The sequence below is a fragment of the Lacibacter sp. H375 genome (assembly GCF_037892425.1).
In the GTDB taxonomy this organism is placed as follows: Bacteria; Bacteroidota; Bacteroidia; order Chitinophagales; family Chitinophagaceae; genus Lacibacter.
Window position 1 is genome coordinate 1,050,187 of the sequence record NZ_JBBKTT010000001.1, and the last position, 11,858, is coordinate 1,062,044.

The window sequence follows — 11,858 nt, forward strand, 5'->3', positions numbered from 1 at the left end:
TTTGGCGTTTCAAAAACACAAAAGCGTACGTGCCGGATATCATTCAATTATTACCCGATCATATTGCAAACCAGATTGCAGCAGGTGAGGTTATTCAACGACCTGCCAGTGCTGTGAAGGAATTACTCGAGAATGCGGTTGATGCGGGTGCAACAGAAATTCAACTCATCATTAACGATGCGGGGAAGCAACTGTTGCAGGTAATTGATAACGGTGGCGGCATGAGCGAAACGGATGCACGCATGGCTTTTGAGCGCCACGCCACTTCCAAGATCAAAGAAATTGATGATCTGTTCCGCATTAAAACAATGGGCTTTCGTGGTGAAGCACTTGCTTCTATTGCAGCCGTTGCACAGGTGGAAGTAAAAACCAAACGTGCAGAAGATACAGCAGGCACTTATATTGAAATTGAAAACAGCGTTGTTAAAAAACAAGAACCTGTTGCTACGATCAACGGTACCAGCATCGCCATGAAGAATTTATTCTTCAATGTTCCTGCACGCAGAAACTTTTTAAAAAGTAATGCAGCCGAAATGCGACACATTGTGGATGAGTTCATTCGTGTGAGCATGGCTTATCCTGATATTTTCTTTTCGCTTAGTGCAAACGGGCAACAAATGTTTCACCTCGACAGAGGCACATTAAAACAACGTATTGTTCAGTTGCTCGGCAATCAATACAATGCAAAATTGGTTTCTGTTGAAGAGCAAACCGATTACATGAATATCTATGGCTTTATCGGCAAACCTGATACAGCTAAGAAAACAAGAGGTGATCAGTACTTTTTTGTGAACCATCGTTTCATCAAGAGCGCTTATCTCAATCATGCAGTAGCCGGTGCCTTCCAGGAAATGATCGCCACAGATAGTTTCCCCACTTATGTGTTGTTCATTGATCTTGATCCTGCACAGGTGGACATCAATGTGCACCCAACAAAGCAGGAAATAAAATTTGAAGATGAGAAGATCGTGTATGCATTTGTTCAATCTGCAGTGAAGCATGCGTTGGCACAGTTCAGCATTACGCCCACATTGGATTTTGATCTTGACCCAACCATTCAACATCTTGATGCAGTAAACAAACCTTTTACAAGTGAACAGAAGTCGCAGGCTTCTTCTTCGTCGCTGTACAATACGTTCACACAAAAACATGCAGCACATAAAATTGATCCGCAGCAGAAAAGTGAATTGAAACATTGGCGGGAATTTTACGAGCCAACGAAGACGACGGACGGTGGACAACAGACCACAGTTGGTACATCTGCAGATTTTTCAGCGATCAGTCAATCGAAGATTTTTATACCTGAACAGGATTTTTCGCAACAACATAATACCTACATTCTTGCATCAACAGCAAAAGGCATGTTGATCATTCATCAGCAGAATGCACATGAGCGTGTGTTGTATGAACGTTATCTCGCTGCAGCTGATGGAAAGCCCATTGCTGCTCAACGAAGTTTGTTTCCTTCTACTCTCCATCTTTCAACTGCCGATGCTGTTTTATTAGGTGAGCTGAGTGATGAACTGAAACAACTTGGTTATTTGATTGAACCCTTTGGAAAGGATACATTCGTCATTCAAGGTACACCTGCTGATGTAGAACAAGGCAACGAAGCAATGGCGATTGAATTATTGCTGGAACAATTCAAGCATTACACCAGTGATCTCAAGTTTTCCAAGCGTGAAAAACTCATCCGGTCATTGGCGAAACAACACAGCATTAAAGCCGGTCGCTCTCTTACACAAAAAGAAATGAAACAGTTGGTGGAAGATCTGTTCAACTGTGCACAACCAAACTCAACATCAAACGGATTTCCTGTTTACATGGAAATTAAAAAAGATGAGTTAGAGAAACAGTTTGGGCGTTAAAGTTCCAAGGCATAGCTAACACTAAAAACAAAGAGCAAACTGCTTAGCAGCTTGCTCTTTATTTAATCATATTTCTTTCAGCAGTTTTATTAATTCACTTTCTGAAACTTACTGGTACAAACCTGTTCACCAACTTTCACTTCAAGCATATAATATCCGGGTGCTAATGTTGTAACAGGTAAACTAAACGTATTAATTCCAGGCACTGCGCTCAAATAAAACACTGCTTTCCGCATTCCGGTCATATCTACTATCGAAGCAACAACCGGCTTCGCTACTTCAACCTGTACTTTAAACTGGATGTTTGTTATTGCCGGGTTTGGTGTTACCTGTAAATGACATTCCCTGGGCACATAAGTAATATGAACGTAATCGCAATATTCCTTTACACATCCGTTTGCAGTTGTTACACGCAAACAAACTTTGTAATAACCGGTATCCTGGAAAATATAAGTTGGATCGTTTGCATTGATCTTAACCGGCGTGGTTGAGTTGTTTCTAAAAATTGTCCAGCTTTGTGAAGTAATTGGTTGATTACTGACCGCAGTAAACTTCACCGCATTATTATTCGGCGGGTTCATGCGTTGCATTTCAAACTTCATTGTTGTTTGTTCGCAATTCAACCCACCAATAACAACTTCCTTACACGAAGCGGAAGCACAGCTATCGGAACGATAAATGGTTAAACAAACTCTGTATGTACCCGGACGATCATACTTGTGCGAAGCTGTTGCGCCTAATGCACCGGTACCATCACCAAAGGTCCAGGTGTATTTTATGGTTGCTTTATTTGTCTCTGCTTTAAAGTGTAATGTATTCGGGCTTGAACTTGTTCGTTCGATCGTAAACCTGCTGAGCGCTTCACAATTTTCAATTGGCGGAACAGTTACTTCTTTACAAACTTCTTTCACACAACCTGCATAATACTCAATACGTAAACAAACCTTGTATGTGCCGGGTTGCTGGTAAATATGGAGCGGACTGTATTCTGTACTATAAGTACCATCGCCAAAACTCCATTTTGTACTCAACGGTGCAATGGTAAGTGGAGAAGGAGTTGGAGTGAACTTTACACCACGCATCGGATGCGCATTGTCCATCACCCAGCTAAAGCCTGCATCGAAATTGCAATCTCTCACAACAACGTCTTTGCAGTATTCACGTACACAAGTATTACTAACAGTTGCAATCAAACAAACTTTATATACTCCGGCTTTTGCATACGCATGAACAGGATTGGCATCAGTACTGGAAGTACCATCGCCAAAAATCCATTTGTATTGTGTAGTTGCAGGTGTGGGATTTGTTTTGTTGCTGAATGTAACAGAGAGCGGATGAGCTGCATCAACCGTCCATAAGAAATAAGGTTGAATATTACAGTTAGGATTAACGGTTACAACAGTGCAATAAGTTTTTGTACAAACCGGTGCAGTTGAACCGGCAACCTGATAACTTACAGTAAGACAAACATTGTACTGACCCGGTGCTGCATAAATATGATCGGGATTGGCAGCAGTTGAACTTGTGCCATCGCCAAAAGTCCATTTATAAACAAGAGAGATTCCAATAGTATTGGGCAACGAGTGATTAATGAAAAAGACTTTAGACGGATTAACCGAATCTTTTCTCCATTCAAACTTTGACTGGACCAATTCACAGAGCGATGCCGTTATGCTGAATTCCTTCACAGCCGAATCATAACAGTTCAGTAACGAGTCTTTTATATAATGAACAACTCGATAATTGCCCGCTGCTATATAGGTATGAGTAGGATTGGCGACGTCTCCAACCTGTCCATCTCCGAATTTCCAGGAATGAGCCAGCGGTGTGTTAACCGTAGTTGCTGAATAAAATTTAACCGTATTGCCAGTAATTGTAAGCTGGAAAGCGGCTTTGCCTTTGCACAGATTATCCTGGGCCACGGATGTAAATGCAGATAACAGGGCAATGAAAGAGTAGAATACCTTTTTCATAATACAACGTTTTGGGTCCGCTTTATAAGGGGAAGCAGGCGGATCGGGGTGAACAATCGTACTGCTGTGACGGATTTATCCTGTAGAGGTTTAAACTGGCAATAAATAATTTCCTGCTGAACAAAGTCAAAGGGGTATTACCTAATCAGTCCGTAGCTCTTTCACGAACTTTTCAACGGCTCTTCGCACTGCTGTAGCCGATGTGTTGTGATTGTTTACGATAACCGAGAATACCAACAGCTTGTTTTTTGCTGTGATAAGAAAGCCACTTAAAGCAAGATGCCCGGTCAAAGATCCTGTTTTAGCAAAAATGTATCCTGCTTCATCCACATAATAATTACGCAATGTTCCTGTATTGCCTGTTGGCAAGATGGTTTTCAAACGTTCTAACCCAAATTCATCTCTCATCTTTAGCAACAACCACACAAAATCTTCCGGTGTAAATAAATTGTAACGGCTCAATCCGCTTCCATCAACCCATTTTGGTTTTTGTGGAAAGCCGCTTAAATCAGTCTTTAGTAAATGAGCAATCAGTTTCTGTTCATCCATTTCAGCAAACAGTTGATTGCTCACCATCATCAGCGTTTGTTCCGCAAAGAAATTATCGCTGCGGTGCATGAGTGGTTTGAACATCGAATCAACCGGCTGCGAATAAATTACCTCCGGGTTAGAAATGTTGAATCCTTCTGCTGTGATGGTTTGATGCACGGTATCTTTCAATAACTCCAACGCCGATTGTAATCCGTTCGTTACAAAAGGCACTTCGAGTTCTTTCTTCAACTCTTTGCCTTCAGTGATCGTGTATTTATTTTCGGTGCGTGGACGGGTTACATCAAACGCTGTGGTCTTGCCTGTTTTAAATTGTACATCCCAACTTATTTCAGGATCTGTAAAAACAATTCCCGATGTATCCATATTGCCATCACGTTCTTCCACATTCCGTTGCTGGATCCATTTAATATAGTTGCCATACACCGGGAGCGGACTACGCTCTGTCATGTAATAACCAAGATAATCGTCCCATGCCCAGCCATAACCCAATGCTTCAGCTTTCCAGTTGCTGTTATTAATGGCGATCGGCTTGGTTTGCTTCTTTAAAAAATCAACAACAGGTTGTGTTTTATAATCTACGTGCAATAAAGTTGGATCGCCTGTTGGTTGAATGTATAATGTATCGTTCTCTTCTTTGTATTGTAAGCCGGGCAATTGTGTTCCGAGATACTTCATACCTGCATACAAGGTTGGAAGTTTGGTATTACTCGCCGGTACAAAATATTTGTTGCTGTTGTATTGATGAAGATAGGTTCCGGTTTCAGTATCGTATACTGCAATGCCGACAAACGCATTCGTTAATGCAGAATCGCCAACGAGTTGCTTTTGTAACGGCGATACTCTTGCCATTTTTTGCGTTGTGCAGGAAAACAACAGCACCGAACCCAATATCAATTTACCCAGTGGTTTACTGACCAACATCATGCTCGTTTTTGTTCTAAATATACAAGTTTCCTTTTCTTTGCTATACGAAGTAATTGCTTCCTATAAATTTAATGATGTACTTCCTCAGGCTGTTAAAATACTTTAAGGGATTGCTTGTTCCCATCAGTCTATTCGTTGTGTTATTGTTCATTGGCACGGCAGGTTATATGATCATCGAATCGTATAACTTTCTCGATGCATTTTACATGACTGTCATTACAGTGGGTACTGTTGGTTACCTCGAAGTGCAGCCGTTATCTGATGCCGGGCGCATTTTCACCAGTATCATTATTATCGTCAATATCGGTGCGTTTACTTTTTTTGTTACATACCTTACCCGTTACCTGCTCGACGGGGAATTCATCCGACAATACAAACATTTAAAAATGGATAACGCCATTCATCAGCTCAACAATCATGTGATTGTATGTGGCTTTGGCCGCAACGGCACACAATGTGCACAGATCCTGCACGACAACCACATACCCTTCGTGGTACTGGAAGAGAAAATAGATTTACCCGAATCACTTCCATTTGAAGTAAAACATTTTGTGAAAGGAGATGCAACAACGGATGAGTCTTTGCTTAATGCAGGCATACAGCGTGCCCGTGCTATTATTGCAACCATGCCGGTTGATGCAGATAATCTTTTCATGGTGCTTACTGCACGCCAGCTGAATCCGAATATAGTCATCATCAGTCGTGCCTCGCACGACAGCAGTGTTAACAAGCTTCGTGTTGCAGGTGCAAACAATGTGATCATGCCCGATAAAATCGGTGGTGCACATATGGCAACAATGGTACTTATTCCTGATGTGGCCGAGCTGCTTTCGTTAATGAGCACACGTAATACAACAGAGTTTAAAATTGAAGAGATACTTGCCAACAAATCCATTCAGCTGGGTGAGCTAAATCTCTGGAAAAACTGCGGATGCACTATTTTGGGTATCAAAAGTAAAGGCAATTACATTCTCAATCCGGGTCCATCCCACAGCATTACAGAAGGCGAACGCCTTATTATCATGGGTAGTGAATACCAGATTCGCAAAGCGAAAGAATTAGTATAGGAATGACGCTGAAAGAAAAAACATATCAAACCTGTGTTGAAATTGTACAGCAAAAAATTAATGTGCTGCAAAAGAACCTGCATGATCTTACAGATAGCGCAGGCAACGAAACCAAACGAACTGCAGGCGATAAGCATGAAACAGCGTTGGCCATGCTGCAGATCGAGCAGGAAAATAACAGCCGTCAATTAAACGACGCACTCCAACAAAAAGCAACACTTGAAAAACTTGACGCACATCTTCAAACAGATATGATTGTGCGTGGCAGTCTTGTGATTACCAACAAAGGCATCTTTTATATCAGTCTTGGCTTAGGGAAGTTGAAAGTAGATGATGAAACTGTTTTCGCTGTTTCGCCCGATGCACCGCTGGGAAAATTATTGTTGATGAAGAAAGCAGGAGATGCATTTCAATTCAACAATACAGCTTACGAAATTCTTTCAGTAGACTAGTGGCGATAGATATCGCAGATGAACACAGATAACATCTGCGCAAATCCGTGAGCAACAAACAAATCAATCTCTCTCCTGTGCTCTCAACCAACGTTCGGGTATTTCGCTATGGATCGCTAATTGATAATCGGTGGCACTGCAGGCAATGAATTTTTTATTCGGCATCTGCATCCACCAGCGGCCGGTTTTATGACTGCGTAAGAACAATACATCCGCATCATTTATGGTCGTATGATATTCGCTGAACTGATGACGATCTTCCAATGGCGCCTCTGTTTTTCCTTTGCTCAATCCATCAATAAAATACCAGATCATTTGTGCGATCTGTATCGCTGTTAATTCATCCACATCAAGCTTGGCATTGTAACCATAAATACCCAGCGTACTTAACTGGTCGCTCAATCCTGCATAACGGGTGAGTGTGCAAATGTCCTGTCCGTTCAATCCGTTCGGCGATGTGCGGTTCGCAGGCGCATACGCATTTGCCATTGCTGCAATATCAACACTCAGCATATCGCTGCTGCGGATCACCGGTTCCATTTCTTCCAATGCATCTTTCACCACACCTACACGGAAACAATCGAATCGCAATCGATCCATTGTTTGCAAAATAGTTGGGTGTACATAATAACTCTGGAACGCCATATGGTTGTAATGGCGGATAAAATTCGGTTCACCCGTGAGCATCTCCATCAAAAAGTTTTCACTGCGCACAGGTGTATCGTTACTCAGGTTAATGAATGCATCCACGCAACTTGCTTCAATAATTTGCTTGCGTTGCACATACGCACCATATTGTGCCAGCGTAAGATCATGACTGCCGCCAAGTATCAGCACCGTTTTCTTTGCATCAACCAGTTCTTTGATCACCGCTTTGGCTGCGGCATAGGTATCTTTTAATGCAGCACCCGCCATCACATTACCAATATCAGCAATTTTCACATCGGGGTGCCAGTTGTATAAACGGTATAAATTTTTACGGATGGCCGTTGGTGATTCGCCCAACGAAACTCCGTTACCTGTACCTCTTTCATCGGTGATACCAACGATCACCAGGTCAATATCCGTCAGATCGGGAAACAGGAATGCATAGGTTTGGATATGCCGGCCCAGCTGCGCCTCATTCAATTCTTCATCGCCTAATACTGCTGAAAGATCAACCGGCTGCAAAAAATCTTCAATTATCTGTGAATCACTCATGTGTTTTCGTTTCGGTGGCAAACATAAGAAAGAAGGTAGAAGAAAATCCAAAAACCAAGGGACAAGGCTCAAGGCACAAGAAAACAGGTTCCCCGAGCTAAGATCACGCCCAACCCATAACTCATAACCATTAACTTTTAACCTTCTTAAACTTATAGCCAGAAACTATCCACTACAAACTGCGAAGAATTATCTTTGCCGCATGGAACAGGTGTTACAACAGATCGAGACTTTAAAGAAAGAAATTGAAACGTTACAGATCGACAGTGCCAAGGCGCTGGAAGAGTACCGTATCAAATTTCTTGGCACCAAAGGTTTGGTGAAAGCGCTCATGGGCGAAATGAAAAATGTGGCCAACGAACAGAAGAAAGCGTTCGGTCAAAACATGAATGAGTTCAAACAGTTTGCCGAAGCGAAATACGAAGAGTGGAAAGCGTTGACCGGAAACGGTACTGATGATACAGCAACTAAAGTTGATCTCACATTGCCTGGTGATGCATTGCCTATCGGCAGCCGTCACCCCATCAGTTTGATGCGCAATCGCATGGTAAATATTTTCCAGCGTTTGGGTTTCTCTGTTGCCGAAGGACCGGAAATTGATGACGACTTCCACAACTTCACCGCATTAAATCTTCCCGAAAATCATCCTGCACGTGATATGCAGGATACATTTTATATCAGCACCGATCCTGCATGGCTGTTACGTACGCACACAAGCAATGTGCAGATTCATGAAATGCAAAAGGGCAAACTGCCGATCCGCATTATTACACCGGGTCGTGTGTATCGTAACGAAACCATCAGCGCAAGAAGTCATTGCTTCTTCCATCAAATAGAAGGTTTGTATGTTGATGAGAAAGTAAGCTTTGCCGATCTCAAACAAACACTCTACTTCTTTGTGCAGGAAATGTTTGGCAAAGATGTGAAGGTTCGTTTCCGTCCTTCTTACTTTCCGTTCACTGAACCAAGTGCAGAAATGGACATCAGTTGTTTATTATGTAATGGCGAAGGTTGCAGTGTGTGTAAGAAAACAGGTTGGTTAGAAATTCTTGGTTGCGGCATGGTGCATCCGAAAGTGTTGGAGAACTGCGGCATCGACAGTAATAAATATTCAGGCTTTGCATTTGGTATGGGCATCGAACGCCCAGCTTTGCTGAAGTATGGTATTAAAGACATTCGTTTGTTTAGTGAGAACGATGTGCGGTTTTTAAAACAATTTACGGGAGCGGTTTAAGAAAGTTGATAGTTCATAGTGGATAGTGTGAACCCGGCTGTATCAATACTTTTTAACTTCGGTTGCGTCGCACTCTTGTACATTCAGTAATTCTATTCGACAAATGTCTGAACCAGGATTTAGGCAGATTTTTTCCCGGAGAACCTAATGAAGAAAGCTAAATGACTTTATATGAATAGAATTGTTTCCTTGTTTCTTCTTTCAATAACTGTTTTGTGTGTTTCCTGTAACCGTGCAAAAGAAAAAGCAAAAGAAGCCATTAATAAAACCGGTGAAACGGTTGGCAAAGGTGTTTCTGAATTTGCAGACGGAGTAAAAGAAGGCGTAACAAAAACCTTTGACTGTAAAGTACTGCTTTCGAATGATCTTACCAGTAAAGGTGTAGGTGCCGGAAAATTCAGTATCGAATCTGACAGTACAAACGATAATAAACTAGTTGTTTACCTCATCTTCGATAAAGACTTCAATCAGCCAATCAGAGCAAAAGTATTTGATGTAGATAATAAAGAATACGGTCGCACATCAGTAGCAGTAACAGGAAAAGCTGGTGAAGCCAGGTTTATTGATTTTGTTTTTGATCAGCGAACCGATATCGAAACGAGAAGTAAAATTGTTTTGGAGTAACAACCCCATCTTCTAAATCCTAATCATCTCCCCAAATCATGGTTCAGACTTTATGCGTTTGCGGTGCAGGAACTATGGGCAGCGGTATTGCACAGGCTGCTGCACAAAGCGGCATCTATACACTACTCTTTGATCTGAACACTGAAGTATTACAAAAAGCTGAAGCATCCATCAATTCCAATCTCGACAGTTTAGTTGCAAAACAAAAAATAACGGAAGAACAACGCAACAATATAAAAGGCAATCTTCAATATATCAACGACATCAATGGTTGCATTGCCGATGTAATTATTGAAGCCATCATTGAAAAGCCCGAAGCAAAAATTGCCTTGTTCAATCAACTGGCAGAGATCAATCACAGCGATACAATTTTCGCAAGTAACACTTCTTCGTTATCCATTTCACTTTTACAGAAATCAATACAGAAACCACAACGGGTTGCAGGTTTGCATTTCTTTAATCCTGCCACCATTATGAAATTAGTTGAAGTGGTTCGTGGTGAACAAACCAATCAAGAAGTAATTGAACAGTTGGTTGCGTTAACAATACAGATGAACAAAACTCCTGTCATCTGTAAAGATTCTCCCGGCTTTATTGTAAATCGTGTTGCACGACCTTACTATATTGAAGCACTGAAATTAGTGGAAGATGGCATTGCCGATTTTGCAACAGTAGATGCACTAATGGAAGCAAGTGGTTTTAAAATGGGACCGTTCAAACTCATGGATCTTATTGGCAACGATATTAACTATGCTGTAAGCTGCAGTGTGTATGAGCAACTCGGTCAACCCGAACGTTTGAAACCATCACCTATTCAAAAAGAAAAAGTAGAATCAAATAAGCTCGGTCGTAAAACCGGTGAGGGTTACTATAAATATTGAAACACATTGCATGAAAACATCGTACTTCGTGGCTCTTAAATCGTACTTCGCATGATCTTCGTTACCGGCGGCGCAGGTTTAGTTGGCTCGGCTTTATTGAAACAGTTGTTGCAGGAAAAGCAGGGACCCATCAAAGCATTGTACCGCACATCAATGCCCTTACTGTTGAGCGAAGAAGAAAAACAACAGATCGAATGGATCAAAGGCGATGTGCTTGATGTAAATCTGCTCAGCGATATTATGCAGGATTGCAAACAGGTGTACCATAGTGCAGCTGTTGTATCATACCACAGCAGTCGCAGGCAGCAGATGTACAAGATCAATATTGAAGGCACGGCCAACATGGTGAACATGGCGCTGGAGAATAATATTGATAAGTTCATTCATGTAAGTTCGGTTGCAGCTGTCGGTCGTTTAAGGCAAGGCGAGCTCATTACTGAAAAAACAGAATGGACTGAAGAGACGAACAACTCACACTACGGCAAAACAAAATATTTATCAGAGATGGAGGTTTGGCGTGGCATCGGCGAAGGTTTGAATGCTGCCATCGTTAATCCTTCCGTTATACTGGGCGAATCGAACTGGGAAAATGGTTCGGTAGCTATCTTCAAAAAAATTCATGGCCAATTTCCCTGGTACAGCGAAGGCGGCACCGGCTTTGTTGATGCAAAAGATGTAGCTGAGGTCATGATCCGTTTAATGAACAGCGATATTTCAGCTGAACGTTTTTTGTTAAGTGCAGAACATTTAAGCTTTCGTGATTTGTTCAATAAGATTGCAGATGGATTTGGTGTTCGTGCACCGCAGCGTTTAGCAAAACCGTGGATGGGCAATCTTGTTTGGCGCATGGAAGCACTCAAAGCTATGTTCAGTAATAAAGAACCCTTGCTCACAAGAGAAACGGCCAGCACCGCCCAGGTGAAAACTTTCTACGATGCATCAAAAGTGCAACAGATGTTACCGGGTTTTAGCTTTACACCTATCGATGAAACGGTGAAGCGTACCTGTAATTGGCTTATCGACCATTACGGTTTAAAATAGGTATGCCATACTTCCGGCAACCTGTTACTTTTCATCATAGTG

10 protein-coding genes are annotated in these 11,858 nt (G+C 41.9%); 7 read left to right on the forward strand and 3 right to left on the reverse strand.

The genetic code is table 11. From position 1 onward, the window contains the following. Window positions 1-29: 29 nt before the first annotated feature. On the forward strand, window positions 30-1,868 hold the full coding sequence (gene mutL / locus WG954_RS04655; RefSeq protein WP_340434098.1) for a DNA mismatch repair endonuclease MutL: 1,839 nt from the start codon (window positions 30-32) through the stop codon (window positions 1,866-1,868). A gap of 89 nt (window positions 1,869-1,957) precedes the next feature. On the opposite strand, the gene WG954_RS04660 is transcribed toward mutL, so the two are convergent. Both WG954_RS04660 and WG954_RS04665 read right to left on the reverse strand, forming a co-directional pair. Continuing rightward, complete coding sequence (locus WG954_RS04660) at window positions 1,958-3,841, reverse strand: PKD domain-containing protein (protein WP_340434100.1); 1,884 nt, start codon at window positions 3,839-3,841, stop codon at window positions 1,958-1,960. 141 nt (window positions 3,842-3,982) lie between these two features. Further along, window positions 3,983-5,317 carry a D-alanyl-D-alanine carboxypeptidase/D-alanyl-D-alanine-endopeptidase gene (locus WG954_RS04665; RefSeq protein ID WP_340434102.1) on the reverse strand — a complete coding sequence of 445 codons (1,335 nt, stop codon included), beginning with the start codon at window positions 5,315-5,317 and terminating at the stop codon, window positions 3,983-3,985. Window positions 5,318-5,388: 71 nt separating this feature from the next. On the opposite strand from WG954_RS04665, the gene WG954_RS04670 reads away from it, so the two are divergent. Then, complete coding sequence (locus tag WG954_RS04670) at window positions 5,389-6,384, forward strand: potassium channel family protein (RefSeq protein ID WP_340434104.1); 996 nt, start codon at window positions 5,389-5,391, stop codon at window positions 6,382-6,384. 2 nt (window positions 6,385-6,386) lie between these two features. Next, the gene (locus WG954_RS04675) at window positions 6,387-6,836 is read left to right on the forward strand and encodes a hypothetical protein (protein WP_340434106.1); all 450 of its coding nucleotides are present in this window, start codon (window positions 6,387-6,389) and stop codon (window positions 6,834-6,836) included. Window positions 6,837-6,899: 63 nt separating this feature from the next. On the opposite strand, the gene WG954_RS04680 is transcribed toward WG954_RS04675, so the two are convergent. Next, window positions 6,900-8,036: an arginase family protein gene (locus WG954_RS04680; protein ID WP_340434108.1), complete on the reverse strand. Its 1,137-nt coding sequence runs from the start codon at window positions 8,034-8,036 to the stop codon at window positions 6,900-6,902. Between the two features lie 202 nt (window positions 8,037-8,238). Here WG954_RS04680 and pheS point away from each other — a divergent pair, with 202 nt between their 5' ends. The 4 genes from pheS (at window position 8,239) to WG954_RS04700 (ending at window position 11,816) form a co-directional block, all read left to right on the forward strand. Beyond that, window positions 8,239-9,270 (forward strand): phenylalanine--tRNA ligase subunit alpha, encoded by a 1,032-nt coding sequence (pheS, locus tag WG954_RS04685; protein WP_340434110.1) that lies wholly within the window; start codon window positions 8,239-8,241, stop codon window positions 9,268-9,270. A gap of 171 nt (window positions 9,271-9,441) precedes the next feature. Continuing rightward, window positions 9,442-9,894 (forward strand): hypothetical protein, encoded by a 453-nt coding sequence (locus tag WG954_RS04690; RefSeq protein WP_340434112.1) that lies wholly within the window; start codon window positions 9,442-9,444, stop codon window positions 9,892-9,894. Window positions 9,895-9,932: 38 nt separating this feature from the next. Next, window positions 9,933-10,775 carry a 3-hydroxyacyl-CoA dehydrogenase NAD-binding domain-containing protein gene (locus tag WG954_RS04695; protein ID WP_340434114.1) on the forward strand — a complete coding sequence of 281 codons (843 nt, stop codon included), beginning with the start codon at window positions 9,933-9,935 and terminating at the stop codon, window positions 10,773-10,775. Window positions 10,776-10,826: 51 nt separating this feature from the next. Next, window positions 10,827-11,816 carry an NAD-dependent epimerase/dehydratase family protein gene (locus tag WG954_RS04700; RefSeq protein ID WP_340434116.1) on the forward strand — a complete coding sequence of 330 codons (990 nt, stop codon included), beginning with the start codon at window positions 10,827-10,829 and terminating at the stop codon, window positions 11,814-11,816. The last annotated feature ends 42 nt before the right edge of the window (window positions 11,817-11,858 follow it).